Below are 25,456 nucleotides of genomic sequence, written 5' to 3' on the forward strand. Positions count from 1 at the left end.
CAGGAAGCACTCGTTATCGTTGACGTTTTTCGCGAGCAAGCTCGCTCCTACAGGAGGCGATGTACGCTTAACTGACTGGCATTAGGGCAAGCCCCCTCCCACAGTTGATTGGTTTCCAATTCAATTCAGGAGTTGATCATGAGAATCGGACTAGTCGGCTACGGCCACGGAGGGCGCTTTTTTCATGCGCCGCTGATTGCAACTTTGCCGGGGGCGACGTTTGTCGGCGTGGTGACGCGCTCACCCGAGCGCCGCCAGCAATTAAGTACCGATCTTCCAGGTGTGAAGGCCTTTGACAGCATCGGCCAGATCGTCGAAGCCGGCGTCGATGCCCTGGTGATTTCCACCACCCTCAAGGGCCGTCCGGCGCTGGTGCTGGAAGCCATCGAGCACGGCGTGGCGGTGGTCAGCGACAAACCCTTTGCCGCCAACGCTGAACAGGCCCAGGCGCTGATCACGGCCGCCGAGCGCCATGAGGTGTTGCTCAGCGTCTACCAGAACCGGCGCTGGGACTCGGACTACCTGACCCTGCGCAAATTGATCGACGCCGGTGCCCTGGGCGAGATCACCCGCTTTGAATCCCGCGTCGAGCGCTACAGCCCGCAGGCCGTGGGCAATGCCAGCGGCGGCGGCTGGTTGCGCGACCTGGGCAGCCACCTGGTGGACCAGGCGCTGCAACTGTTCGGTCCGGTGGAGCGGGTCTTTGCGCAGTTACAGTTCACCCCTGAATACCCCACTGTCGACCACGGCTTCTTCGTCTCCCTGACCCACGCCAACGGGGTGGTTTCCCATTTGTGGGGCAACGCCCTGCAGAACAGCCAGGCTCCGCGTTTTCGCGTCAGTGGCACCTTGGGTTGCTATACCGTGGACGGACTGGACGGCCAGGAAGAAGCGCTGATGGCCGGCAAGTCACCGAAAACCGAAGGCGAACACTGGGGCGCAGAAGAACATCGCCGCTGGGGCTGGTTCGAACAGGGGCCGGAACGTGAGCGAGTGCCGTCGGAGAAGGGCTGCTGGACCCAGTTCTATCGCCAGTTGCAAGCGGCGGTAAACGGGCAGGGCCCGTTGCCCGTGGACGCTTATGACGCGCTGGAAACCACGCGTATATTGGACGCCGCACGCCTCAGCGCCGAGCGCCAGCAGGTGGTTTCAACAAAAATAGAATAAAATTCTAAAACAGGTTGATATGGAAATTATTTTCCAATAAAGTCTTTTCCAGGTTGCATAAAGTACGTTCGGACTCGATTCGCACGACTCAACAAAAACAAGATCAAAAACAACCAGGTACCGTCAGATGAAAATCTTCAACGCTGTACTGCGAGTTTTACGCCCTGCCCACACGCCCCGCGGCCTGCCCCGCGCCCGGCCGTTCTACTTCTCCTTCCTTAATGTGCTGTGCGTCGAAAACCAGGGCGCGCTGGTCTGCTGCATTCCAGGCGCACCGGTCGTACGCGTGCCTGCCGAGCTCTGATAAACGCAACGTCCAAAAAACCAACAAGAAAGTGGAGACAGACCGTTCATGAAGACCCCGATCCGTTTTACCGCGCTGGCTTTATCCATGCTGCTGGCCAGCGGTGTTGCCAGTGCCGCCGACATCAAGGTCGGCGTGAGCATGTCCGCCTTCGATGACACCTTCCTCACTTACCTGCGCGAAGATATGGACAAGCAGGCCAAGTCCTATCCCAAGGGTGACGGCGTGCAGCTGCAGTTCGAAGATGCCCGCGCCGATGTGGTCAAGCAACTGAGCCAGGTGGAGAACTTCATCAGCCAGAAAGTTGACGCCATTATCGTCAACCCGGTCGACACAGCCTCTACCAAGAACATCATCAATGCCGCGACCAAGGCCGGCATCCCGCTGGTGTTCGTCAACCGCCGTCCCGACCAGAAGGACTTGCCCAAGGACGTGGTGGCCGTGACCTCCGATGACGTCGAGGCCGGCAAGCTGCAAATGCAATACATCGCTGAGAAGCTCGGCGGCAAGGGCAAGATCGTGATCCTGCTGGGCGACCTGGCGAACAACTCCACCACCAACCGCACCAAGGGTGTGAAGGAAGTGTTGGCCAAGTACCCGGACATCAAGATCGAACAGGAACAGACCGGTATCTGGCTGCGGGACAAGGGCATGACCCTGGTCAACGATTGGCTGACCCAGGGCCGCGAGTTCAATGCGGTACTGGCCAACAACGATGAGATGGCCATCGGCGCGTCCATGGCGCTGAAATCGGCCGGCAAGGAAAAGGGCAGTGTGCTGATCGCGGGGGTCGACGGTACGCCGGATGGCTTGAATGCGATCACCAAGGGTGACATGGCCGCCTCCGCGTTCCAGGACGCCAAGGGCCAGGCAGTGGGCTCGGTGGAAGCGGCGCGCAAGATGGCCAAGAAGGAACCGGTCGAGCAGAACGTGATCATCCCGTTCCAGCTTATCACCCCGGAAAACGTCGCCACGTTCAAGTAGCCCTGACATAACAACAATGAACCGGCAGGGCGGTCGTGCCCGCCCTGCTGATGGAGTACCGTCTTATGCTCGCTCAAGCCGCTGTCTCGCAGCCTCCCGGTATCCAGCCGTTGCCGCTGGACGAACCCTACCTGTTGGAAATCGTCAACATCAGCAAAGGCTTTCCCGGCGTCGTGGCCCTGGCCGACGTACAACTGCGTGTACGCCCCGGTACGGTGCTGGCGCTGATGGGCGAGAACGGTGCGGGCAAGTCGACCTTGATGAAAATCATCGCCGGCATCTACCAGCCCGACGCCGGTGAAATCCGCCTGCGCGGCAAGCCCATCGTGTTTGACACGCCGCTGGCGGCGCAGAAGGCCGGGATTGCGATGATCCACCAGGAGCTCAACCTGATGCCGCACATGAGCATCGCCGAGAATATCTGGATCGGCCGCGAGCAGCTCAACAGCCTGCACATGGTCAACCACCGCGAAATGCACCGCTGCACCGCCGAGTTGCTGGCGCGCCTGCGCATCAACCTGGACCCCGAGGAACACGTGGGTAACCTGAGCATCGCCGAGCGGCAGATGGTCGAAATTGCCAAGGCTGTGTCCTACGACTCCGACATCCTGATCATGGATGAACCGACATCGGCCATTACCGAGAAGGAAGTGGCCCACCTGTTTTCGATCATTGCCGACCTCAAGGCCCAGGGCAAAGGCATTGTCTACATCACGCACAAAATGAACGAAGTGTTCGCCATTGCCGATGAAGTGGCGGTGTTCCGCGACGGCCAGTACATCGGCCTGCAACGCGCCGACAGCATGAACAGCGACAGCCTGATCTCGATGATGGTGGGTCGCGAGCTGAGCCAGTTGTTCCCGGTGCGCGAGACGCCCATCGGCGAACTGCTGCTGTCGGTGCGCGACCTGCGCCTGGACGGGGTGTTCCAGGGCGTGTCGTTCGACCTGCATGCCGGTGAGATCCTCGGCATCGCCGGGCTGATGGGCTCGGGGCGCACCAATGTGGCGGAAACCATTTTCGGCATCACCCCCAGCAGCGGTGGGCAGATCACCCTGGATGGCGAGGCGGTGCGCATCAGTGACCCGCACATGGCCATCGAAAAAGGCTTTGCGCTGTTGACCGAGGACCGCAAGCTCAGTGGCCTGTTCCCCTGCCTGTCGGTGCTGGAAAACATGGAAATGGCCGTGCTGCCGCACTATTCGGGCAACGGTTTTATCCAGCAGAAAGCCCTGCGCGCCCTGTGCGAGGACATGTGCAAGAAACTGCGGGTGAAGACGCCATCCCTGGAGCAGTGCATCGACACCTTGTCCGGCGGCAACCAGCAGAAAGCCCTGCTGGCGCGCTGGTTGATGACCAACCCACGCTTGCTGATCCTCGATGAACCGACCCGGGGCATCGACGTAGGCGCCAAGGCCGAGATCTATCGCTTGATCTCCTTCCTCGCCAGCGAAGGCATGGCGGTGATCATGATTTCCTCCGAGCTGCCTGAAGTGCTGGGCATGAGCGACCGGGTGATGGTGATGCACGAAGGCGAACTGATGGGCACCCTGGACCGTGCGGATGCGACCCAGGAAAAAGTCATGCAGCTGGCTTCCGGTATGACCGCAGTCCACTGACGAACAGCCGCGCGGGCCTGCGGTTGGCCCGCGCCATAGAATAAGAAGGTGATTGGCTATGAACGCAATAACAGACAACAAGCCTGCCACGGCCCCGGTCAAGCACCGTCGGCGCTTGCCCACCGAGCTGAGCATCTTCCTGGTGCTGATCGGCATCGGCCTGGTGTTTGAGCTGTTTGGCTGGATCGTGCGGGACCAGAGCTTCCTGATGAACTCCCAGCGCCTGGTGCTGATGATCCTGCAAGTGTCCATCATCGGCTTGCTGGCGATCGGGGTGACCCAGGTGATCATCACCACGGGTATCGACCTGTCTTCGGGGTCGGTGCTGGCGCTGTCGGCGATGATTGCCGCCAGTTTGGCGCAAACTTCCGACTTTTCCCGGGCGGTGTTCCCTTCGCTGACGGACTTGCCGGTGTGGATTCCGGTGGCGATGGGGTTGGGTGTGGGGCTGCTGGCGGGGGCGATCAACGGCAGCATCATCGCCGTCACGGGTATTCCGCCGTTTATCGCGACCCTGGGCATGATGGTCTCGGCCCGTGGCCTGGCGCGTTACTACACCGAAGGCCAGCCGGTGAGCATGCTCTCGGACTCCTACACGGCCATCGGTCATGGCGCGATGCCGGTGATCATTTTCCTGGTGGTGGCGGTGATCTTCCATATCGCCCTGCGCTACACCAAGTACGGCAAGTACACCTACGCCATCGGCGGCAATATGCAGGCGGCGCGGACGTCGGGGATCAACGTCAAGCGCCACTTGATCATCGTCTACAGCATTGCCGGGTTGCTCGCCGGTCTGGCCGGCGTGGTGGCTTCGGCACGCGCCGCCACCGGCCAGGCCGGCATGGGCATGTCCTATGAGCTGGATGCGATTGCCGCCGCGGTAATCGGCGGCACCAGCCTGGCTGGCGGGGTAGGGCGTATCACCGGCACCGTGATCGGCGCGCTGATCCTCGGAGTGATGGCCAGCGGGTTTACCTTTGTCGGGGTGGATGCGTATATCCAGGACATCATCAAGGGCCTGATCATCGTGGTGGCGGTGGTGATCGACCAGTACCGCAACAAGCGCAAGCTCAAGCGCTGAGCTTCAAGCTGCAAGCTGCAAGTCCGATGAGCTCTACAGCTTGTCGCTTGCAGCCTGCGGCTTATAGCTGCTCTACGAACTTTCCTGCTATAAACGCACTCCGATGACCATTCGCCAAGCCCGTCCTGGTGCCTTTGGGGGTTATATCGGTAAAAATGCCTGTCATTTCAGTTGCTGTGCCCTCAAGTCGGCCTTAGACTGCCGCCCCTCGTAAATTGAGTGCCGGGTGGCGCTTGGAATGGATGGCGCCTTTCCGAGACCTGCAGAGGTCGACCGGAACGCTCCCTTATTCGCCTTAATGCACGTATTTTTTATAGAGAAATCAATGACAAAGGAAAAGTTGCTGGCCATGCCGGCGGATGACTACATGAATGCCGAACAGCACGCTTTTTTCGAGAAGTTGCTGCAGGACATGAAGGTGGAACACCACGAGCGCATTGAGCAGAACCGCATCGCCATTGAAAGCCTGGACACCCCGGCCGACCCTGCCGACGCCGCTTCCGTTGAAGAAGAGCGCACCTGGCTGGTCAATGCCATCGACCGCGACCAGCGCATGCTGCCGCAGCTTGAGCGTGCACTGGAACGCATCAAGGAAGACTCCTTCGGCTGGTGCGATGACAGCGGCGAGCCTATCGGCCTCAAGCGCCTGCTGATCAGCCCGACCACCAAGTACTGCATCGAAGCGCAAGAGCGCCACGAGCAGATCGACAAGCACCAGCGCCAAGCCTGATGCGCTGAAGCTGGGGAATCGCCTGGGCGGTTCCCCGGAGAAAGACCCGTTACGCCCCGTCTATTGATCTGCTGCAGGCTACCCCACTAAAGGCCCATGGATAATGGCTGGATAGTGGCGTTTAATGCAGGGACAAAAATGACAAACAGTGGGGTAACGACGATGGCTGGAGACGGATCTCTGATGGGCGCAGCAGTGCCACCGCAACCGGTGGTGCGCGGGTTGCCCGGCTGGTTGATGCCGCTCCTGCAGAGCGCCGCCCTGGTGCTGGTACTGCTGGGCCTGGCGTTTGCCAGCCTGCCGATATACCTCTGCCTGCCCATTGCCTTGCTGGTGATCTGGCTGCCAGGCCTTATGAACCGCACCTCCCGCACGGCACCGCCCGTCACTGCCGATGCCATTGGCGAGCTGACCCGCGATCTGTCCTATACCACCAGCCACAACGCACTGTCCGCTGCCGGCGTCGCCTATTCAGTCAAGCAACTGGCGGCTCGAGTGCAATCGCAATTGGGCGCGGCCAAGCAGATCGTCAGCAGTGCCGAAGTGATGATCAGCACTGAAAAGGTCACCTCTCAACTCAGTCGCGAGGCCCTTCAGGCGGCCAGCCAGGCCCATCAGCGCAGCACTGAAGGCCGTGAAGTGCTGGCCCAGTCGATCATTCGTATGCACCAGCTCAGCCAGCGCGCCAATGCCAGTCGGGAGTTGATTGAAGCCCTGAGCCAACGCAGTGAAGAAATCCAGCGGGTGACCCTGGTGATTCAGTCCATCGCCAGCCAGACCAACCTGTTGGCGCTCAACGCCGCGATTGAGGCGGCGCGGGCCGGTGAGCACGGTCGCGGGTTCGCCGTGGTGGCGGATGAAGTGCGTGGGCTGGCGGGCCGCACGGCCACGGCCACCGATGAAGTCGGGGTGATGGTGGCGGATATCCAGCAACGCACTGCCCAGGTGGTTGAGCAGATTCGCCAGCTCTCGGCAGACTTGCACACCGGTGTCGAGCAGGTGGAGCACGCCGGCGAGCACCTGGAGAACATTGCCGGCCTGGCGGCGGGTGTGGAAGGCCAGGTCAATGAAATCGCCCAGGGCACCGACACCAACCGCGCCCAACTCGACAGCCTGTTCCATGCCGTGGAGCAAATGCGCAGCGATCTTATCGTGAGCGACCAGCAGACCCGCCAGTTGGCCGATGCCGCTGTGCAGATGGAAGGGCAGGCCGAAACGATCAGTGAGCGCCTGGCGGAAGTCGGGCTGGATGACTATCACCAACGCATCTACGACCTGGCGCGCGAAGGCGCGAGCCGGATTGCCGCGCAATTCGAAGCCGATGTACAGCAGAACCGCATCAGCCTGGATGACTTGTTCGACCGCAGCTACACCTTGATCCCCAACACCAGCCCGAGCAAGTACCACAGCCGGTTCGATGGCTACACCGACCAGGTGCTGCCGGCCATCCAGGAAGCACTGCTGCCACGCCATGAAGGCTTGGTGTTTGCCATTGCCTGCACGCCCCAGGGCTATGTGCCAACGCACAACAAGGCATTTTCCCAGGCGCTGACCGGCGATGCCCAGATCGACGCGGTGCAGAACCGCACCAAGCGCAAGTTCGAAGACCGCACCGGCATCCGCTGCGGCAGCCACCAGCAAGCGGTGTTATTGCAGACCTACACCCGCGATACCGGTGAGTTGATGCACGACTTGTCGGTGCCGATCATGGTCCGGGGGCGGCATTGGGGTGGCTTGCGCCTGGGGTATAAGCCGGAGGGGGCGAAGGCTGCGCGCTAGGGATTGTTGTTGTCTGTGAGGCGGGGAAATACCAGCTGCCTGGCAAGCGCTATTGCGCTCAGGCAGCCGGCATTGAGTGGGTTACTGCGATTGATGCAGGCGCTGGTTCAGCTCATCCACCGCCATGGCCCAATCGGCGTCTTCACGCAGTTCTTCCTTGAGGAACTGTGCCTGTTGCGGCGTCCAGAACGGCGCGTCGATCAACTTGACGTCGTCACTCAACGGGTGCGCGACAATAAAGGCGTCGATAGCTTCGGGGGTTGAGTCCAGGCCCAGTTGTTCAAATAAGGTTTCGAGTGTCGGTATTGGCGCGTCCATGTCAGTCTCCGTGCGGGTTTCGGGATCGTTATGCATGGGAGGCTTGTGGCGCGGTAGAGTTCGATCGGATTGTCAGGAGGTCAGTGCCCCTGAATCCACTGCAGCCTTGAGTGCCTGGGCGGATTCTTTTCCGGCGCTGGCGGCAGTGTCGAGGGTCTTGAACCAACGGTCTTTTTCGACCTGGTGCGTGGTGACGGTGGTCAACGGCGGCTTGGCGCGCATCACGATCACTGCTTGAAACTCACCGTCTACTTCCCTTGCGTCGCCATGGATGAAAAATTCGCCAATATCAAATTCCGTCACGTATCGCCTTCCCTTCGAGGTAACCAACAGCACTGATGAAACCTGGCCCGTGAGGGAGCAAATTCCAATGGACAGGCCAGTATGGCAGTTGTTGAAGGGCGGCGGCGCAGTAAAGTCATCCGGGTGACGAAACGATTCCGCCGTGCAGTGAGGCCTCCAGCCGCTTGGCCAGTTCACAGGCCTCGATGTGGTCGCTGCGAAAGCCTTTGATCCTGCCACTGGTGACTTCGCGGATATGGAAGAAGTTTCTTCCGGCGGGTACAACTTGGTAAAGAACGGAATCGGGGTACCCGTTGGGACTGCGTAAGCAGTAGTATTGCTGTTCGTCCTGACATGATGAACGAGTGCGGGAAGACATAGCGTCGTATTGACGTCGTTGCATGGTCAGCTCCTGTCGATCGATCTTGTTGACCCACCAGCGGCGTTACAGGTGGTTTTGACCCGTGTTGCTGTTTTAGTATTGTCGTCGGCAGTCGGCGTCTGGTTCCACGCCGAGGTGTTTTTGTTTGTATGAGCTGTCGGAAACTGCGTTTTTAATAGTGTTATTCTCTGAAGCGGGTCGACCGGTATTCTCTGGTTATTGAACCTGTGATCTCCTGCGATGCCTGATGTCCCTGCGCAAGGCCCATCGTGCATGCCTGTCCGGGGCTTTGGGCGCAGCAACGGGGTCTTCTTCAGTTTTCCATGAATGTGTTGTGTGATCGTGCCGAGATGGCCGTTTCTTTGTGCTGCCCGCTCCGGCGGACAGTGCTCTTTTCGATGTGGGGGCGTTTCCTTGGCAGTCAGTAATCTGGATATGCACGCGTTGTTCGTGCTGGGCGATTTGCGCGCAAAGTTGGTCAAGCAGTTTCAATCCCGTTTTGTTTACATCACTGAGCAGACGCCGGAAGGCATCTACATCGCCGAAATCGATACCGAAGCGGCAATGGTTGTGGATGACAAACCCCGTCTGGAGCTCAAGGTGGGCGACCATTTCCGTGCTGCGGTATTGCCCAGTCGCGAAGGTGGAAAGTTCGAACTCAAGTTCCGCGACATCAAGTTGACGGTGTATGGCTTGGGCGACTATGCCTTTGTGTCCTCGCCCGAGGGCCAGGGCATCGTCTTCAAGGAAGGCCACAGTGTGATGCTGGTGTTTGCGGCCCATGAACAACTGCAGGAAGGCCTGACCAAGACCCTCAAGGCCGTGACCGGCAAGGCCGCCAAATGGCGCAAGGGTGAGCTGGTGACGTTCAAGGCCAGTGAATAATCGGTAAATACTGCGAACATCTCCGATCTCCCGGAACCTCTACTACAGTTGAGTTGACTTAACTATTCAGAGGCTTCGCGCATAGACAGCAAAGCCGTTCGTTGTTTGCTGCGACATCGCGAGGTGCATGGGCATGAAAGGATTGAGAACGCTGTTGGCTGCATCGCTGACGACCCTGGGTCTATCGGTGGCTTCACTGCCAGTTTCGGCCGCGCCAGCGCCGGTGCACTTTGCCGACCTGAACTGGGAAAGCGGCAGCCTGATCACCGAAATACTGCGGGTCATCGTCGAGAAGGGCTACGACTTGCCCACCGACACCTTGCCCGGTACCACCATCACCCTGGAAACCGCCCTGGCCAAGAACGACATCCAGGTCATCGGTGAAGAGTGGGCCGGCCGCAGCCCGGTGTGGGTCAAGGCCGAGGCCGAAGGCAAGGTGGTGGGCCTGGGCGATACGGTCAAGGGGGCCACCGAGGGGTGGTGGGTGCCGGAGTATGTGGTCAAGGGCGACCCGGCCAAAGGTATCAAGCCCCTGGCGCCGGACCTCAAGAGCGTGAAGGACCTTGCGCGCTACAAGGACGTGTTCAAGGACCCGGAGTCTCCCGGCAAGGGGCGCTTCCTCAACAGCCCCATCGGCTGGACCTCGGAAGTGGTCAATAAACAGAAGCTCAAGGCCTATGGCCTGGATGACAGCTACGTGAACTTCCGCAGCGGTTCGGGAGCTGCACTGGATGCCGAAATTGCCTCGTCCATCCGTCGCGGCAAACCGGTGTTGTTCTACTACTGGTCACCGACGCCGTTGATGGGGCGCTACAAGCTGATCCAGCTGGAGGAGCCACCGTTCGATGCCGAGGCCTGGAAGACCCTGACGGATGCGGATAACCCCGATCCGAAGCCTACGCGGTCGCTGGCGTCCAAGCTGAGTATTGGCGTGTCCACGCCGTTCCAGAAGGAACATCCGCAGATTGCCGGGTTTTTCCAGAAGGTCGAGTTTCCGATCGAGCCGCTGAATAAAGCCCTGGCGACCATGAGCGAGAACCACACCGCGCCCCGGGAGGTGGCCCAGGCGTTCCTCAAGGAGCATCCTGAGGTGTGGAAGGCGTGGTTGACCGAGGATGTGGCGCAGAAGGTCGAAGCCAGCTTGAAGTAAACACGGCGCTTATTGCCGAGCGGAGATCAAAAATAATGTGGGAGGGGGCTACACCCCTCCCACATGTTGTTTGCACTGTCGCTTCAGAATCTGGTTTGCACCGCCAGCTCGAATGTCCGTGGCGCTCCCAGGTAATACGCTGGCGACACATGGGCAAACTCGGCATACACCTCATTGGTCAGGTTGCGCACCCGGCCGGTCACCGAGGTGTGTGAATCCACCTGGTAGCGCAGGAACGTCCCGAACAGCGTGTAGGCCGGCACTGTCTGGGTGTTGGCATTGTCCGCATACACCTCGGCGACATAGCGTGCATCCACACCGCCTTGCCAGTCCTCGGTAAAGTCATAGGTCAACCACAGGTTGCCGATGCGCCTGGGCACGTTGGTCGGTGTATTGCCCTTGCGCGAGACCACCGCGCCACTGGCGATTTTCTCGTTGAACTCATCGTATTCGGCATCCACCCAGGCGATGTTGCCTTCCGCCAGCAGCCTGGGCGTGATGCGCAATGAACTGGCCAGCTCGATGCCCTTCGATGACTGCGCGCCGACCGGGATGCTCGTGGTCGGGTCCTGCGGGTCGGTTACGGCAAAGTCCTTGCGTTCGATCTTATAGACAGCAACGGTGGCCGAGCCACGGCCGTCCAGGTAGTCGAACTTGCTGCCCACCTCCCATTGTTTGCCGGTCGACACATCGAACACCTGGGTGGTCGTACTCGGTTGCTCGGCGGCGGTGCTGTATTGCACGTAGACATTGGCCGATGGGATGAACTGGTAAGTCAGGCCGACGCGACCGGTCACCGGTTCCCAACGGCGCTTGAAGTGCCGTGGGTTGGTGGCCGTGACCCCGCGGTGGTTGGTCACATCCAGGTCGATGGCGTCGTAACGCAGGCCGCTCAGCAGCGAGAGTTTATCGGTAAGGCCCAGGCGGTTCTCCACGAACAACGCCTTGGTGGTGACCTCATTGGTCTTGTCCTTGCCAAAGTTCTCCCGGGTACGCGGGATGTCGTAGAAGTACCCGGGGGCGAAGCCGTTCGGGTCCACCGTGCTGTTACCCGGCACATTCAGCGGCGTGTTGGTTGTGCTGTTGACCTTGTACTCAAAACCACCGGACCAGGTGGTCGACAGGCCGAAGAGGCGGTCGTCATGGCGCAGCTCGAACTGGTTGCCGTGCTGTTCGCCCTGGTGACGCACCTGGTAGGCGGTCGAGCGGTTTACCGCACTGTTGTCGGCGTTGTATTGGTAGGTTTCGAGGTTGCGGTAATCACGCTGGCTATCGAGGTGGTAGAGCGTATTTTTCAGCGTCGTGCTGTCGTTGACCCGGTAGTCGATGATCGAGCGCGCCCAGATCGTGCGCTGCTCGTAACGGCCGTCGGCGACGTTGTAGTTATTGAAACGGTTGTGTTTGTCGATCTTCAGCTCGCCGGCCTTGGGGTTGAGCACCGGCGTGCCCCAGTAAGGGCTGTCTTCCTGTTCATCCTGGTATTCCAGGGCCAGGGTATGGGACAGGTCGGGAGTGAGGTCGCTGAGCAGGGAAAACGCCAGGCTCCAGGCCTCACGCTGGTCGCGGTCGATGTAGCTGTGGTTGGTGTTGCGGCTCACATCCAGGCGCGCGTAATGCTGCACCTCGGCGCCGGGCTCGGTCAGCGCGTGATTGACGCCGAATGCCATGCCGGTGGTGTCGTAGCTGCCATAGGTGAGCTGACCTTCGGCGGCCTGCTCCTCACGGGTGGCCAGCTTCGTCACATAGTTGAGCGAGCCGCCTACGGAGCCGGCGCCGTTGATCAGGGAGGAGGGGCCGCCCACCAGTTCCACGCGGTCATAGATCCAGGCATCCACGGGGCGGGCCAGGCCGGTGGCGACATTGATACCGTTGAACATCTGGGTGATCTGGCTGCTGGTAAACCCACGGTAAGAGACAAACCCGCCAAAACCCGGCGGCGCACTGGCGTTGACGCCGGGCAGGGTGTTGGCGGCATCGCGGAACGTCTTGGCACCATGGCGCTCGATGTCACTGCGGTTGGCAATGGCAACCGACGCTGGGGTTTCCCGCACGCTCAGTCCCAGACGCGACGCCACGCCGCTGGATTGATCCAGGGTGAGGCCGGGTTCGGCAGTTGATTCGCCATCAATGGTGGTCGGAGCCAGTTCGATGGCCCAGGCGCAGGCAGGCAGGCAGCCGAACAGGCCCGCCAACAGGGGTAGATGTTTCATGGTTGAATCCTGAAAAACTTGGCTTGAAAACAACGCACGACCGTCCGTCATTCCGTGTGGAACCGGTGGTCAGTGCAGATTGGAAAGCAAAGGGATCAGGCGAAGGCGGGGGGCGCGCGCGGGTTAGCCGTGGGCCAGGTGAAGCGGGCAGGGATATCAGCGGCCAGCACGACGGCCGGCGGCGGTGCATGGGGTTGTGGCACCACCGCCACATTCAGGTTGGAACTGAGCGCCGGGCCCATGCCGCCGGTGGAGCACAGCGGGCAACCAAACGCCTTGGACAGCGTCGGCAGGCTCTCATCGGTGGAGTTGGACGGCTTGGGCGCCTGGGTACGCGGGTCGACGGTACAGAACTGCCCGCCGATGCCATTGAGCTGCATCCCCACCATCTGCCCGTGACCGATACTGCAGGCGAATACATTGAACAGGACGCAGCAATAGAGCATCCAGGCAATGAGCGAGCGGTCGGCACGGGCGATTTTCATGGGGCGGCACTTTACCATCAGCCGCCGACGAAATGCCTGCAAAAAATCCCAGGGCGACTATCCTGTTTCGCACCTTTCAGGGAGAACCCGCCATGAGCTTTGTCATCGCACGATGGATCGTCGGCGTTTTTACCTGCATCAGCATGGTGCACTTGTACTGGGCTGCCGGCGGCAAACTCGGCAGCCTCGCCGCCATCCCCCAACTGCCCGGCGAATTCGCCAGCGGGCCTCGCCCTGCATTCAAGCCCTCGGCGCTGGGTACCTTTCTGGTGGCGATGGGCTTGGTCGGCATTGCGCTGCTGGTGTGCCTGCGGGCCGGGCTGTACTTTTCGGCGGTCTCCCATGCGGCGCTGCAATGGGGAATCAGCGCGATTGCCCTGCTGATGTTTGCCAGGGCGATTGGGGATTCGGAGTTGGTGGGGTTTTTCAAGAAGGTCGGCGGGTCACGGTTTGCGCGGTGGGATACGTGGTTCTATTCGCCGTTGTGCCTGGTGTTGGGGGTGGGGTTGTTGGTGGTGGCGTGGGGTTAATGAGGGAAACACAACACACCGATCTACGCCGCCCAAATAAAAACTGCTCTCATTCTTGCCCGATTTGCCGACCTGGCCGTCATGGTTAATAGAACCTCTATTACCCAGGATTTCCCATGTCGCGCCTTGCTCGCCCCTTGCACCCACTGGCCTTGTCAGTGGCGTTGGCTTTCGCCGCCGTGCCGTTGCTGAATCTCCAATCCGCCTTCGCCGAAGAAAGCCGCAGCGCTGTAAGCGGCTTCCAGATTCCGGCCGGTGACTTGAGCCAGGCGCTCAATAGCCTGGCCGAGCAGGCGGGCCTGGTATTGGCGTTTGATGCGAGCCTGACACGCGGCAAACGCAGCAATGGCTTGAGCGGGCAGTATGCCACCGACGAGGCGCTGACCCAGTTGCTCGCCGGCAGCGGCCTGCAGGCGCTGAAGCTCTCGGCCGACCGCTACCGCCTGGAAGCCATCCCGGATAACGGCGGCGCCATGCAGCTGCAGGCCACCACCATCAGCGGCGCCTACCAGGCCGAAAGCCCTACCGGGCCGGTGTCCGGTTATGTGGCTACGCGCAGTTTGTCGGGCACCAAGACCGATACCGCGCTGATCGAGACCCCGCAGTCGATCTCCATCGTCACCAAAGACCAGATGCGCGCACAGAACGCCGAGAGCCTCAACCAGATCCTGCGCTACAGCGCCGCGGTCATCCCGGAAACCCGCGGCGCCACGGCGTCGCGTCTCGACCAATTGACCATCCGTGGGTTTGCCCCGGCCACTTACCTGGACGGCCTGCGCATGCCGTCGAGCCGTGATGCCTTGCCGCAAAAGGATGCCTTCGACCTGGAGCGCGTCGAAGTGCTGCGCGGCCCGGCGTCGGTGCTGTACGGGCAGGGCACGCCGAGCGGGGTGATCAATATGGTCAGCAAGCGCCCGCTGGATACGCCGTTCCATGAAGTGGGCGTCGAATACGGCACCTTTAACAAAAAGCGCACCACCTTCGATTTGAGCGGGCCGATTGACGATCAAGGCGTGTATTCCTACCGCGTCGCGGGGCTGTTCGACGATGCCGATGGCCAGGTCGATCACACCGAAACCCGTCGCCAATCGTTGTCCAGCGCGTTCACCTGGCGGCCGGACGAAGACACCTCGCTGACCTTGCTCGGGCATTTCCAGAAGGACCCCAAGGGCGCGTCCTACGGTTCGGTGCCGGCCTGGGGCTCGGTATTGCACAGCCCGACCGGGCGCAGCATCGACGTGGACTTCTACGACGGCGAAAAGAACTTCGAGAAAAGCGATCGCGAGTACTACTCCATCGGCTGGGCCTTCGAGCATCACGTCAACGATGTGTGGACGGTGCGCCAGAACGCGCGTTACCTGCGCAGCGAAGGGCGTTATCGCAGCCTCTACAGCAACTACCTGATGGCGGATTACCGCACTATTCGACGTTCCACCATTGCCAGTGACGTCGACATGGATGCCTACACCCTCGATAACCAGGTGCAGGCCAAATTCGACACGGGCCCACTGCAACACACCCTGCTGATGGGGCTCGACTACCAGAACACCAGCACCGACACCCTGTTGGGCTCAGGGACGTATACCGCCGGGCCGACACTGGATATTTTCAACCCGGTCTATGGCGCGGCCGTGCCGGTACCGGCGTACACCACCGATGGTACGTCGCGCAGCGAACAGACCGGGGTCTACCTGCAAGAGCAGATGAAGTGGGACAAATGGGTGCTGTTGCTGGGCGGTCGTTATGACTGGGCCAGCACCGACAGCACCACCAAGACCCTGCGCACCGGGGCCAAGAGCCAGTCCTCCCTGGACAGCAAGGCCTTTACCGGGCGTATTGGCCTGGTCTATCTCTTCGATAACGGCCTGGCGCCGTATGCCAGCTATGCGGAGTCGTTCAACCCGCAGTCGGGCACCGGTTACGGCGGTTCGGTGTTCAAGCCGACCGAAGGCAAGCAGTATGAAATCGGCATCAAGTACCAGCCGCCGGGCAGCAACAGCTTTATCACCGCGGCGATCTTCGACCTGCGCCAGACCAACGTCCTCACCACCGACCCGGACCCCACCCACTTGTGCGGCAGCGGTCGCTGCCAGAGCCAGGACGGCGAAGTGCAATCCCGTGGTTTTGAGCTCGAAGGCAAGGCCAGCCTCAACGACAACCTGGACATCACGGCGGCCTATGCCTACCTGGATAACCGCATCAGCAAGTCCAACAACACCGTGCGCTATGCGCCCATCAGCGACATCGGCGTAGGCCCAGCCATCAATGCCGAAGGCACCACCACTTATGCGGTGCCGCGTCACACCGCGTCGGCGTGGGCGGACTACACCTTCCACGATGGCAACCTCAAGGGCTTCGGGGCCGGTGCCGGTGCGCGTTATGTCGGCTCATCTTGGGGCGACACGGCTAACACGCTGAAAGTACCGGGCTACACCTTGTTCGATGCGGCGGTGCACTACGACATCCAGAACATCGTCAACCTCAAGGACAACCTGCGGCTGGCGCTGAACGCTACCAACCTGGCGAACAAAGAGTACGTCGCGTCGTGCTACTCGTACTCATGGTGCTGGTATGGCTCGCAGCGTACGGTGCAGGCGAGTGCCACCTACCAGTGGTAAGTACCTGGGCCTGTGTAGTGAGCGAGCTTGCTCGCGCTGGGCTGCGAAGCAGCCCCAAAACCAGGCACCGCGTTCTACCTGATACACATAGGTGTATTGGTGGGGGGCCGCTTCGCGCCCCAGCGCGAGCAAGCTCGCTCGCCACAACAAGCGGGCTCATCACAGGGCCATCAGTTGTCATTCGGTTTCACCGATAAGGCAATTTAGTGGCCCCTTTGTAACAAAATCCTCGCCAGAATCGCTTTTATTTTCAGGTGGTTAGGTGAGGAAGCAAATGCGCACTGTTGGAATCATGCTGATCGCCTGCTCCCTGGCCGGCGGCGCGGCTGCCGTGCAGGCACGGGAGCTGCGCGAGGGTGACAAGTACATGTGCAGTTGGGGCGCCGGCACGGCTGCCAGGGCCCAGGAACTCAAGCTGTCGGGGGTGTCGTTGTACGCCGCGCGGCAGAAGATCCAGACCATCAAGTTCAATAAGTCCTGGATGCGCATGATGGCCATGGGCATCACCGAGCAGACGTATGACAGTCGTTCACGGCTCAAGCCCGAAGCGATTCGCCAGAGTTTCTATCAGGATTGCGTGCGCTACAAAGTGGCACGCAAATGAGTGGCCAGCCCGCTTAGCGTGTCAGCGGCGAGCTGGCATCCTCCTGAAAATACACCTTTGCCGTTTCAATAAAGCGCCGATTGGCCTGGGACAAATACTCACTGGCGCGCCAGCACAGGTTGAAGTGCATGAATTGTGCAGGCTCGAAAGACACACCCGTGAGCCCGACCTCTTGCTCTTGAACTGACCGCAGCAGGGTGGAAACCCCCATGCCGCTGCGGGTGGCGGCAATCACCAGCGGAACGAAATTACTTTCCAGGGCAATATTGAAACGCACGCGGGCATCGCTGCAAAAGGCATCCAGCAGGTGGCGTTGCAGGAAGGTGTTGTCGAAGACCAGCATGGGCTCGTCCTGCAATTGCGCCGCCGTGATCGAAGGTGCCCCTGCCAACGGATGCCTTTCGTGCATGCACAACACCATCTCATCACTGCCGAGCAGCACCGACTCCCAGTCCGGGTCAACCCGTCGCGACTCCAGCAGCGCCACATCAATCTGCCGTGTGGCCAGGCGTTCGCTGATGTCATCGGCACTGCCTTCCACCACATGCATGGCAATGCCGGGATAACGCGCGCGAAATTGCATCAACAGTTCGGGAATATGGCGGATGCCGTACATAGGCGGCACACCGATGCGGATCTCGCCGCTGTGCAGTTGAGTCAGGTCCTGCAGCTCGCGGCGGGCACCAGCCAAACCTTCCAGGCAGGCTTCGGCGCGCGCCAGGAACAATTGGCCTTCGGCAGTCACGCTGATTTGCCGCGTAGCACGGTTGAACAGGGCGACACCCAGTTCCTCTTCCAACCGACTGACTGCCATGCTCAATGCCGGTTGCGCCACATGCAGCGCCTGCGCGGCCTTGGTGAAGCTGCCTTGGCGGGCGATTTCGACGCAGTACTCCAGGGCTTTCAGGTTCATACGGGCTCGCATAACAAAAGCTGATGATTTGCTTAACAAATGGATATTTTCTGTGATGATGTCAAGTCTATAACCTGTCGGCATTCTTCTCCATGCCGGGTTCATCACAATGCGCAACCTTCGCCAGTATTGGCTCCTGACCCTCATCATCGGCGCCTTGGGCGGCAGCGTTGCCAGTTGGGCGGGGTGGCCGTTGCCCTGGGTGATTGGCTCGCTGGTCGCCGTGATGCTGAGCCGATGCGCCGGCGCGCGGGTGCCGGAAGTGCCCCACGGGCGCAAGATCGGGCAACTGATCGTGGCGGTGGCCATCGGCTGTCATTTCACCCTGCCGGTGATGCAGCAAGTGGCGACCCATCTTGGCCTGATCGTAACGGCAGTGATGCTGACGCTGGTGCTGGCCGTGTGTTCGGTATTGATCCTGCACCGCTGGGGCGTTTCATTCGGTACGGCGTTCTTCGCGTTGATGCCGGCCAATTCCACTGAGATGGTGCACCTGGGGCGCCAACGTCAGGCGGACACATCGTTTATCGCGGCGGCCCATAGCATTCGGTTACTGCTGATCCTGCTGGCGGTGCCCGCCGTCGCCACCTTTGGAATGCCGCACGTGGCTGTTCGTGTGCCGTTGCCGGTGATCTGGCCCTGGCTGGTGTTCATCCTGGCGATGAGCGGGCTGGCAGCCCTGGGCTTCCAGCGCTGCAAACTGCCCAACCCATGGACGTTCGGGCCGTTCCTGATCTGCGCGGTGGGAGTGGGCTGCAACAACCTGTCGATGAGCATGCCAGGCTGGCTCAGTGGCACCGGCCAGCTGTTGATCGGCTGCGCGCTCGGCGTTGCGGTTGACCGTGGTTTTTTCCTGCGGGCGCCGGGTTTTCTGTCGAAGGTGTTGCTGTTGTTGGCGGGTTCGGTAATTGCCACGGCCCTCGCCGCGTGGGGACTTGGCGCCTGGCTGGGCATGCCGTGGCTGTCGCTGGCCTTGGGCATGATGCCCGGCAGCGCGCCGGAAATGAGCCTGACCGCCGAGGCCCTGGGCCTGGCGGTGACGCTGGTGACCGCGATGCAGGTGATCCGGATGTTGCTGATCCAGGCGGCGTGCCTGCCGCTATTGAGGCTGCTGGACCGTACCCCGCAGGTGCGTACGCCGGCGAGTGCAGGCTCAGGGTTCTGGTAGGCCGTCGCTTACAAATCCACGACATCCACTGTGTTTCAATTTGCATACAATTGCGTCCTTCACGAAGGGGGGGTCGGTATGCAAACGCTAATTCGCGCGGCGACGCAGGACGATGTCGATACGCTGTTCGAGATCCGCACGTCGGTGGTCCAAAACCATTTGAGTATTGAGCAGATGGCTGAACTGGGCATCACGCCGCAGCTGCTGGCCGATAGCATGCGTGAAGCGCCCTGCGTATGGATTGCCGAAGTGGATGGCCAGCCAGTCGCTTTCGCCATGGTCGACCTGGCTGAAGGTGAGGTATTTGCGATGTTCGTGTTGCCGAGTCACGAGAACCTCGGGTTGGGCCGTCAACTGATGGCGGTCGCCGAAGCGGCGCTGTTTGAACACCATGACAGGCTGTTCCTGATCACCGACGGCCGCGACGAAATCCGCGCCAACGGTTTCTACCGGCACTTGGGCTGGTCGGTGGTGGAGCGGGTGGAGGGTGACGACGTTCGCTACCAGAAGAGCAGGGCAGGGTAAGCCGATGAGCCCGGCAGCCCGCCCATCGTCCACCAGCTTGCGCTCCCTCGCGGTCGGCGTGCTGTGCGTTGCGGTAGTGCTGGGGGGCTATTTCGTGCAACTCAACGCCAAGGCGGATCGCCAGCGCGAAGAAGCGGCCGAGCGTTTGGCACTTTGCCGACAGGTTGAGCGGGTCGCCAGTGTGGCCACATCCGGTGGCCTCGAACTTCGCGATACCTGCAAGCAATTGAGCGAGGGCGGATCGAAGAGTGTCACGCCGCCGTAACTTATAACCCTTTTTTATAAGTGGGAATAACGGCGGTAGTTGCACCAAAAAGTGGCACTTATATACTTCGTTACCTTAAAAAACATGTGGTTATTGAAGGACTTACACCGCTTCTAATCCGACGAAAGGATATAAAATTTTCTTGTTACAGCTTTTTACACTCGTTACTATAGCCGGGCGTTCACCTCCCACGGTTTATGCATTTTTAAATCCCAAGTTTCCATCAGCTACTTGGGATTTTTTTTGCCTGCGATTTGACCCGGCATCAAACTTCCCCGTCTGCAAACTCTGCGCGCATTCGCCCGTTGCGTTTGGCCTGGTAGAGCAACTTGTCGACATCTTCGACAAAACCCAGCATCGGGCTGTCGGGTTTGACGATGCGCGTACCCACGCCGAGGCTCAGGGTCAACAGGTTGGATACCGCTGAAAAGCCATGTTCGATCTGTTGCTGGCAGATCAGGTGCAGGCAGCGCTGTGCCACCTGTTTGGCCGAGGCTGCATCGGTTTCCGGCAGCAACCACACAAACTCTTCACCGCCGATACGTGCAATGAAGTCCCGGGGCCGGTTGGCGGCGAGTGACAGGGTACGCGCGACCTCGCGCAGGCATTCGTCACCCTTGATATGGCCGTAGTGGTCGTTGTACTGCTTGAAGAAATCGATATCCAGGATGATCAACGACAGTGGCAACTGGCTGCGCAAGGCGCTGGCCCATTCGCGCTCCAGCACGGTGTCGAACATGCGCCGGTTGGCGATGCCGGTGAGGCCGTCCTGATAGGAATATTCCTCGAGTTGCTTTTGCAGGCGCACCAGATGTTCTTCGGTCTTCTTGCGTTCACTGATGTCGAACATAAAACCAATCAGCGCCTCGACTTCGCCGTCCTTGCGCACCACATGCACCACGTCGCGAATCCACACGTAGTCGCCGTTCACCGTCAGCGCCCGGTAATCCGCCTCATGGTCCACCCCTGCACGGGATTGCGACACGCAGAAATTCACCACGTATTCGCGGTCGTCCGGGTGCATGCGCGAGACCCAGTCATCGACGCTGACCCAGCTTTGCGGGGTCCAGCCCAGCAGCGCTTCGATCTGCGGGCCGATATAGCTGAAGGTCATGGTCTGCCAGTCGATACGCCAGGGGATGGCCTTGGTCGACTCCAGCAGCGTGCGGTATACGTCGCTGTCGGGCTGGCTCGGAGGGGCAATGCTCATGGTGGACGGCTCGAATGATGGCTAAGTGCCCAGAGCGTCGTGTGATCGACGGTGGGAGTCAAGCGCTTGCCGAGGCAGCAGACGAGAGGTCGTGTGACGGGCATGGCGGCGGCCAGCTAGCCGATGACAGCATGGCTGGGCGCGTCCACTGCGCCGTAGTAACGCCAGCAGCAATGACGGTGTTCCGGCACGATCACGCAGCCGCTGAGACTGACGATCAGCGCAGCGGCAACCAGCAGGGTAAGTCGACGGTACATGGTGTTTCCTCTTGGTTTGGCCGGGGTTAATCCTTCAACGCGGCGACCGGCGAAAATCCGTCGCAATCCTTTCAGACATTTCATCAAGCCCCGCCAACCCCTGAGCAATACTGGTCTCGCACCCTGCTGAAAAAATCTGCGCAGCCCGCGACGGATTTTTGTGCACGCGCCGTTCAACCCATCAGCAACCTGCACTTTCGCGGGTTGCATGGAGGAGTTGCCATGAGAGCCCTGGCCACATTGCGTTTAACCGTGCTTGTTCCGCTGGCCCTCGCCGCGTTTGTCAGCACCCCGACGTTTGCCCAGACCGAGATCATTATCCAGCAGGCACCGCCGCCGCAACGTGTGGAAATGATCCCGGCCGAGCGCCCCGGCTATGCCTGGGACCGTGGCCACTGGCGTTGGGAAGGGCGCGGTTATGGCTGGGTACCGGGCCACTGGCAGCCAGTGATGCGTCATGCGCGCTGGGAGCCTGGTCATTGGGAAGCCCATGGCCCCAACTGGTACTGGCGCGAAGGGCATTGGATCCGCTGAACCCTGACCCTTGGCCCTGAGAACTGCCCGATTGAAAGACACTGATCCGGACGTTGAGCTGCTGGCGCGTATCGGCAATAACGAACCTGCCGCCGTCAACGAAATGGTGACGCGCAAGCTCCCGCGTTTGCTGGCGCTCGCCAGTCGGATCCTGGGGGACGCCGACGAGGCCAAGGACGTGGCCCAGGAAAGCTTCCTGCGCATCTGGCGCCAGGCCGCCCACTGGCGCAGTGGCGAGGCGCGTTTCGACACCTGGCTGCACCGGGTCGCGCTGAACCTGTGCCACGACCGCTTGCGGCGGCGCAAGGAGCGCCCGCTGAGCGATGAGGCGGCGGTGGAGGTGGCAGACAGCTCGCCATCGCCTGAAGAGCAACTGGAGACCCAGGACCGCAGTACACGCATGGCCGCCGCGTTGGCGGCCTTGCCCGAACGCCAGCGCGAAGCCATCGTGTTGCAGTACTACCAGGAGCTGTCGAACATCGACGCCGCGGCCCTGATGAATATCAGCGTCGAGGCACTGGAGAGCCTGCTGTCGCGGGCCCGACGCCAGTTGCGCAGCCAACTTGCCGATACACCCGGGCTTGCCCGCCCAGGAAGGGGAAAATCATGACACCCGAACGCTTTGTGTACCTGGCCGACGTCTATGGGGCGGACCTGCGTCGCTGGCCCGCGGCAGAACGGGCAACGGCCCAGGCGCTGCTCGACAACGGCAACGTCCATGCCCGTGTAGCCTTGCAGCAGGCGCGTTGGCTTGACAGCCAGTTGGACAGCCATCACCTGGCGTTCCCCGACCCGGCGTTGGTCCGGCAGATACGCCAATCCGCCCCACGCTCATTCTGGTCACGCTATGCCAACTGGTTATCGCCCGCCGGCCTTGTCGGTGCGGGCATTGCCGGCATCGTCACCGGGATGCTGGTGGCGTCCATGAGCGTGCCGCTGCCGATGTTGTCCTCCGACGTGCTGCCCAGTGTCTTTGATCAGGGCGACGCGGAAGTCGTCTTCAGCGTCAATGCCGAGGAAACCGAACAATGACCACCAGATCTCTGAAGCCGTGGTTGTTTGCCTCGATCCTGCTCAACGTATTTTTGATCGGTGGGGTGGGCGGCGGACTCTACCATTGGATGGCCAACGCCCGGCCCGCCGAAGCGGTGGTCAACCAGCATGGCCTGCGCCAGGCGATGGTCAAGTTGCCGCCGGAGCGGCGCAGGGAACTGCGCCAACTGCTGCGCCGCAATCGCGACGACAGCCAGCCGCTGATCATGGCCGGGCGTGAGGCGCGGCTGGGGGTGATCAAGCAATTGGAAGCGCCGAGCCTGGATCGTGAGGCGTTGGTAGCGGAACTGGCCAAGGCACGGGAGGCCGATATGGCGCTGCGGGCGTTGGTGGACGGTACCCTGGCGCAGTTCGCCAATACCTTGCCCCAGGATGAACGGCAGCAGCTGGTGGAGGCCTTGTACAGGCGCGGGCAGGCAAAGGCCCAAGCAAAGTTGGCAGGCAAAGAACCTCGGTCGTGAGCAGGCTGATGGAACTGGAAATCTCAAAGTGCCACGAAGGTAGAGCTCAGAGAAACTCGACATTCCGTTGGGTAGAGCAACAAGGTAAAGAACGATGATCGAAAGCTCTAACGTACGTCCCGCGCAGGCTGCTGCTCAACCTAACTCTTTGGATGCAATCACCGATTTCGGCGGCGCACAGCCGGAGGACATGGCAGAGCAAACGCGGGTGAAACGCCCGGGAGAAGAATCGGCAGCAGGAAATGGCCCGTCCCAGATCAGTTTTTGAGTCTTGCCCCCAGCGGTGAGGGGAAGCGCCCTCGCCACTGATACCTCCGCCTGCCGCCCTTCACCAGGCCATGTGGGTGCCTTTGACACACACAGCGGCTGCCGCGGTCGACAGATCCTTTGTCGAACGGCAGAGAGCAAATGGCCTGGTCTAACGAAGGGGGCTGGATAACAGGTTGGGCGCTGTATTACAGACGCCGGAGAAAGGCTTTGACGATGTGCCGCGTGGCGTCGGTGGTGTCCAGTTGGTCCACGGCGCCATAGGCGTGCCACTGGCAGTCGACGATCTCGTTCAGCGGCCGCGCATCCGCGATATTCACCACCGAGGCTTCAAATACATGGTGCACGGTGTCGTGGGCCTTCAGCTCCTGCAAGTACAGCAGCCCGTCCACGTTCAATCCGGTTTCTTCTTCCAGCTCCCGTTCGGCCGCACCGACCGGGCGCTCGTCCCGTTCCACCTTGCCGCCCGGCAAGGCCCATTTTGACCTGGCCTTGCGCACGAAGAGGATATGCCCCTCGTGTTCGCAAATGACCGTTGCGCGTATTTTCATCGTCTGTGCCCCCGCAGCGGGATGAATGTCATAAAAGTGTAATGCAATTGTCATGCTAAGTGGTTATGGCGTGTCGGCGTGGGGATGTGGATACTGCCTGATTGATGAAAACGGACGAGGAAAACAGATGAGCAGCGTACGTTGGGGCATGATCGGGTGTGGCGGTGTCACTGAATTGAAGAGTGGACCCGCTTTCTACAAAGCGCCAGGTTCGGCGCTGGTGGCCGTGATGGGGCGGCGCGAGGAGGCCGTGCGCGATTATGCATCGCGACATGGGATTGCCCGTTACTACACCGACGCCCAGGCACTGATCAACGACCCCGAAGTGGACGCCGTGTACATCGCCACGCCGCCCGACAGCCACCTGGAATACAGCCTGATGGTGGCGGCGGCCGGCAAGCATTGCTGTGTCGAGAAGCCGATGGCGCTGAACGCCGAACAGAGCGCGCTGATGCAGCGCACCTTCGAGCGCGCCGGGCTGCACCTGTTTGTTTCCTACTACCGGCGCTCGCTGCCACGCTTCCAGCAAGTGCGCGCGTGGCTGCAGGACGGGCGCATCGGCACGTTACGCCAGCTGACCTGGACCCTGTGCAAGCCGCCGGCCGCCGAGGACGCCAGCGCCGCCAACTGGCGCACCGACCCGGCCATTGCCGGTGGCGGCTACTTTGCCGACCTGGCCAGCCACGGTTTCGACCTGTTCCAGTACCTGGCCGGGGATATTGTCGAAGTGGCGGGCTTTACTGCACGACAGGCCGGAAGCTATGCCGCCGAGGACGCCGTGACGGCCTGCTGGACCTTCAGCTCGGGCGCGCTGGGCATGGGCTGCTGGAACTTCGTCGCCGACCGCCGTGAGGACCGGGTCGAATTGATCGGTAGCCGTGGGCGCATCCAGTTCTCGGTCTTCGAAGACCAGCCGCTGCACCTGGAGGGCGAGACCAGCGAGGTGCTGGAAGTGCCATGCCACACGCATATCCAATGGCACCACGTATTGGCCATGAACGCGCATATTCGCGGCGAAGCCGAGCATCCGTCGCTGGCCATCGAGGCGTTGAAGACCGATCGGATCCTGGACAAGGTCCTGCAACGTAATCCCAATCTGCCGGGATGATTTTCCAAGGAATAGC

General features: G+C 60.9%; 30 protein-coding genes. 21 read left to right on the forward strand and 9 right to left on the reverse strand.

The window, feature by feature from the left end; genetic code table 11:
• Positions 1 to 138 precede the first annotated feature (138 nt).
• The 7 genes from PspCFBP13509_RS26535 to PspCFBP13509_RS26560 all read left to right on the forward strand — a co-directional run bounded on the left by PspCFBP13509_RS26535 (position 139) and on the right by PspCFBP13509_RS26560 (position 7,664).
• Complete coding sequence (locus PspCFBP13509_RS26535) at positions 139 to 1,167, forward strand: Gfo/Idh/MocA family protein (protein WP_074846360.1); 1,029 nt, start codon at positions 139 to 141, stop codon at positions 1,165 to 1,167.
• A 127-nt stretch (positions 1,168 to 1,294) separates the two neighbouring features.
• Positions 1,295 to 1,471, forward strand: a complete 177-nt coding sequence (locus PspCFBP13509_RS31545; protein WP_162844258.1) for a hypothetical protein — start codon at positions 1,295 to 1,297, stop codon at positions 1,469 to 1,471.
• A 48-nt stretch (positions 1,472 to 1,519) separates the two neighbouring features.
• On the forward strand, positions 1,520 to 2,455 hold the full coding sequence (locus PspCFBP13509_RS26540) for a sugar ABC transporter substrate-binding protein (protein ID WP_065927945.1): 936 nt from the start codon (positions 1,520 to 1,522) through the stop codon (positions 2,453 to 2,455).
• Between the two features lie 65 nt (positions 2,456 to 2,520).
• Positions 2,521 to 4,074 carry a sugar ABC transporter ATP-binding protein gene (locus PspCFBP13509_RS26545; RefSeq protein ID WP_065927944.1) on the forward strand — a complete coding sequence of 518 codons (1,554 nt, stop codon included), beginning with the start codon at positions 2,521 to 2,523 and terminating at the stop codon, positions 4,072 to 4,074.
• 58 nt (positions 4,075 to 4,132) lie between these two features.
• Positions 4,133 to 5,155, forward strand: a complete 1,023-nt coding sequence (locus tag PspCFBP13509_RS26550; protein ID WP_024076018.1) for an ABC transporter permease — start codon at positions 4,133 to 4,135, stop codon at positions 5,153 to 5,155.
• Between the two features lie 325 nt (positions 5,156 to 5,480).
• The gene (locus PspCFBP13509_RS26555; RefSeq protein WP_003191666.1) at positions 5,481 to 5,885 is read left to right on the forward strand and encodes a TraR/DksA family transcriptional regulator; all 405 of its coding nucleotides are present in this window, start codon (positions 5,481 to 5,483) and stop codon (positions 5,883 to 5,885) included.
• 546 nt (positions 5,886 to 6,431) lie between these two features.
• A complete protein-coding gene (locus PspCFBP13509_RS26560; RefSeq protein WP_413038076.1) occupies positions 6,432 to 7,664 on the forward strand; it encodes a methyl-accepting chemotaxis protein in 1,233 nt (410 codons plus the stop codon).
• An 81-nt stretch (positions 7,665 to 7,745) separates the two neighbouring features.
• Here the strand turns inward: PspCFBP13509_RS26560 and PspCFBP13509_RS26565 are convergent, their stop codons facing one another.
• From PspCFBP13509_RS26565 to PspCFBP13509_RS26575, 3 genes are all read right to left on the reverse strand, one after another.
• Positions 7,746 to 7,982 carry a DUF2789 domain-containing protein gene (locus PspCFBP13509_RS26565; protein ID WP_065927942.1) on the reverse strand — a complete coding sequence of 79 codons (237 nt, stop codon included), beginning with the start codon at positions 7,980 to 7,982 and terminating at the stop codon, positions 7,746 to 7,748.
• A gap of 72 nt (positions 7,983 to 8,054) precedes the next feature.
• A complete protein-coding gene (locus PspCFBP13509_RS26570) occupies positions 8,055 to 8,285 on the reverse strand; it encodes a hypothetical protein (protein WP_065927941.1) in 231 nt (76 codons plus the stop codon).
• A gap of 115 nt (positions 8,286 to 8,400) precedes the next feature.
• Positions 8,401 to 8,667, reverse strand: a complete 267-nt coding sequence (locus PspCFBP13509_RS26575) for a hypothetical protein (RefSeq protein WP_074846368.1) — start codon at positions 8,665 to 8,667, stop codon at positions 8,401 to 8,403.
• 414 nt (positions 8,668 to 9,081) lie between these two features.
• On the opposite strand from PspCFBP13509_RS26575, the gene PspCFBP13509_RS26580 reads away from it, so the two are divergent.
• Together PspCFBP13509_RS26580 and PspCFBP13509_RS26585 are read left to right on the forward strand one after the other, a co-directional pair.
• Entirely contained in the window at positions 9,082 to 9,531 is a 450-nt protein-coding gene (locus tag PspCFBP13509_RS26580) for a hypothetical protein (protein WP_051429370.1), read from the forward strand.
• A gap of 133 nt (positions 9,532 to 9,664) precedes the next feature.
• Positions 9,665 to 10,681 carry an ABC transporter substrate-binding protein gene (locus PspCFBP13509_RS26585; protein WP_065927978.1) on the forward strand — a complete coding sequence of 339 codons (1,017 nt, stop codon included), beginning with the start codon at positions 9,665 to 9,667 and terminating at the stop codon, positions 10,679 to 10,681.
• Positions 10,682 to 10,764: 83 nt separating this feature from the next.
• On the opposite strand, the gene PspCFBP13509_RS26590 is transcribed toward PspCFBP13509_RS26585, so the two are convergent.
• Both PspCFBP13509_RS26590 and PspCFBP13509_RS26595 read right to left on the reverse strand, forming a co-directional pair.
• Positions 10,765 to 12,891, reverse strand: coding sequence for a TonB-dependent receptor (locus PspCFBP13509_RS26590; RefSeq protein ID WP_137212905.1), 2,127 nt, complete (start codon positions 12,889 to 12,891; stop codon positions 10,765 to 10,767).
• 95 nt (positions 12,892 to 12,986) lie between these two features.
• Entirely contained in the window at positions 12,987 to 13,376 is a 390-nt protein-coding gene (locus tag PspCFBP13509_RS26595) for a DUF2946 domain-containing protein (RefSeq protein ID WP_074846374.1), read from the reverse strand.
• Positions 13,377 to 13,468: 92 nt separating this feature from the next.
• Between PspCFBP13509_RS26595 and PspCFBP13509_RS26600 the strand changes: the two genes are divergently transcribed.
• The 3 genes from PspCFBP13509_RS26600 to PspCFBP13509_RS26610 all read left to right on the forward strand — a co-directional run bounded on the left by PspCFBP13509_RS26600 (position 13,469) and on the right by PspCFBP13509_RS26610 (position 17,128).
• Positions 13,469 to 13,906 (forward strand): DUF3995 domain-containing protein, encoded by a 438-nt coding sequence (locus tag PspCFBP13509_RS26600; protein WP_137212906.1) that lies wholly within the window; start codon positions 13,469 to 13,471, stop codon positions 13,904 to 13,906.
• A 116-nt stretch (positions 13,907 to 14,022) separates the two neighbouring features.
• Positions 14,023 to 16,524: a TonB-dependent siderophore receptor gene (locus PspCFBP13509_RS26605; RefSeq protein WP_137212907.1), complete on the forward strand. Its 2,502-nt coding sequence runs from the start codon at positions 14,023 to 14,025 to the stop codon at positions 16,522 to 16,524.
• 274 nt (positions 16,525 to 16,798) lie between these two features.
• Positions 16,799 to 17,128 (forward strand): hypothetical protein, encoded by a 330-nt coding sequence (locus PspCFBP13509_RS26610; protein ID WP_026136677.1) that lies wholly within the window; start codon positions 16,799 to 16,801, stop codon positions 17,126 to 17,128.
• Positions 17,129 to 17,141: 13 nt separating this feature from the next.
• Here PspCFBP13509_RS26610 and PspCFBP13509_RS26615 read toward each other — a convergent pair whose 3' ends face one another.
• Positions 17,142 to 18,041 (reverse strand): LysR family transcriptional regulator, encoded by a 900-nt coding sequence (locus PspCFBP13509_RS26615; RefSeq protein ID WP_065927936.1) that lies wholly within the window; start codon positions 18,039 to 18,041, stop codon positions 17,142 to 17,144.
• Positions 18,042 to 18,150: 109 nt separating this feature from the next.
• Here PspCFBP13509_RS26615 and PspCFBP13509_RS26620 point away from each other — a divergent pair, with 109 nt between their 5' ends.
• The 3 genes from PspCFBP13509_RS26620 (at position 18,151) to PspCFBP13509_RS26630 (ending at position 19,999) form a co-directional block, all read left to right on the forward strand.
• The gene (locus PspCFBP13509_RS26620; RefSeq protein ID WP_074846376.1) at positions 18,151 to 19,209 is read left to right on the forward strand and encodes an AbrB family transcriptional regulator; all 1,059 of its coding nucleotides are present in this window, start codon (positions 18,151 to 18,153) and stop codon (positions 19,207 to 19,209) included.
• A 78-nt stretch (positions 19,210 to 19,287) separates the two neighbouring features.
• The gene (locus PspCFBP13509_RS26625) at positions 19,288 to 19,734 is read left to right on the forward strand and encodes a GNAT family N-acetyltransferase (RefSeq protein WP_065927934.1); all 447 of its coding nucleotides are present in this window, start codon (positions 19,288 to 19,290) and stop codon (positions 19,732 to 19,734) included.
• A gap of 4 nt (positions 19,735 to 19,738) precedes the next feature.
• Complete coding sequence (locus PspCFBP13509_RS26630; RefSeq protein WP_065927933.1) at positions 19,739 to 19,999, forward strand: hypothetical protein; 261 nt, start codon at positions 19,739 to 19,741, stop codon at positions 19,997 to 19,999.
• A 265-nt stretch (positions 20,000 to 20,264) separates the two neighbouring features.
• Here the strand turns inward: PspCFBP13509_RS26630 and PspCFBP13509_RS26635 are convergent, their stop codons facing one another.
• Both PspCFBP13509_RS26635 and PspCFBP13509_RS31550 read right to left on the reverse strand, forming a co-directional pair.
• Positions 20,265 to 21,209: a GGDEF domain-containing protein gene (locus PspCFBP13509_RS26635; protein WP_065927932.1), complete on the reverse strand. Its 945-nt coding sequence runs from the start codon at positions 21,207 to 21,209 to the stop codon at positions 20,265 to 20,267.
• 116 nt (positions 21,210 to 21,325) lie between these two features.
• Complete coding sequence (locus PspCFBP13509_RS31550) at positions 21,326 to 21,466, reverse strand: hypothetical protein (protein ID WP_162844259.1); 141 nt, start codon at positions 21,464 to 21,466, stop codon at positions 21,326 to 21,328.
• Between the two features lie 222 nt (positions 21,467 to 21,688).
• Here PspCFBP13509_RS31550 and PspCFBP13509_RS26640 point away from each other — a divergent pair, with 222 nt between their 5' ends.
• From PspCFBP13509_RS26640 to PspCFBP13509_RS31395, 5 genes are all read left to right on the forward strand, one after another.
• Positions 21,689 to 22,000: a YXWGXW repeat-containing protein gene (locus PspCFBP13509_RS26640; RefSeq protein WP_065927931.1), complete on the forward strand. Its 312-nt coding sequence runs from the start codon at positions 21,689 to 21,691 to the stop codon at positions 21,998 to 22,000.
• Positions 22,001 to 22,031: 31 nt separating this feature from the next.
• A complete protein-coding gene (locus tag PspCFBP13509_RS26645) occupies positions 22,032 to 22,610 on the forward strand; it encodes an RNA polymerase sigma factor (RefSeq protein ID WP_065927930.1) in 579 nt (192 codons plus the stop codon).
• On the forward strand, positions 22,607 to 23,032 hold the full coding sequence (locus PspCFBP13509_RS26650; protein ID WP_065947733.1) for a hypothetical protein: 426 nt from the start codon (positions 22,607 to 22,609) through the stop codon (positions 23,030 to 23,032). Before PspCFBP13509_RS26645 ends, PspCFBP13509_RS26650 begins: the two co-directional genes overlap by 4 nt.
• Positions 23,029 to 23,514 (forward strand): periplasmic heavy metal sensor, encoded by a 486-nt coding sequence (locus PspCFBP13509_RS26655; RefSeq protein WP_065927928.1) that lies wholly within the window; start codon positions 23,029 to 23,031, stop codon positions 23,512 to 23,514. The genes PspCFBP13509_RS26650 and PspCFBP13509_RS26655 overlap by 4 nt, the downstream gene beginning before the upstream one ends.
• A 94-nt stretch (positions 23,515 to 23,608) precedes the next feature.
• A complete protein-coding gene (locus tag PspCFBP13509_RS31395) occupies positions 23,609 to 23,782 on the forward strand; it encodes a hypothetical protein (protein ID WP_159440245.1) in 174 nt (57 codons plus the stop codon).
• A gap of 187 nt (positions 23,783 to 23,969) precedes the next feature.
• Here the strand turns inward: PspCFBP13509_RS31395 and PspCFBP13509_RS26660 are convergent, their stop codons facing one another.
• Complete coding sequence (locus PspCFBP13509_RS26660; protein WP_065927927.1) at positions 23,970 to 24,332, reverse strand: NUDIX hydrolase; 363 nt, start codon at positions 24,330 to 24,332, stop codon at positions 23,970 to 23,972.
• A 127-nt stretch (positions 24,333 to 24,459) separates the two neighbouring features.
• Between PspCFBP13509_RS26660 and PspCFBP13509_RS26665 the strand changes: the two genes are divergently transcribed.
• Positions 24,460 to 25,440, forward strand: coding sequence for a Gfo/Idh/MocA family protein (locus PspCFBP13509_RS26665; protein ID WP_137212908.1), 981 nt, complete (start codon positions 24,460 to 24,462; stop codon positions 25,438 to 25,440).
• Positions 25,441 to 25,456: the final 16 nt, after the last annotated feature.

Source organism: Pseudomonas sp. CFBP13509 (assembly GCF_005233485.1).
Taxonomy (GTDB): domain Bacteria; phylum Pseudomonadota; class Gammaproteobacteria; order Pseudomonadales; family Pseudomonadaceae; genus Aquipseudomonas; species Aquipseudomonas marginalis.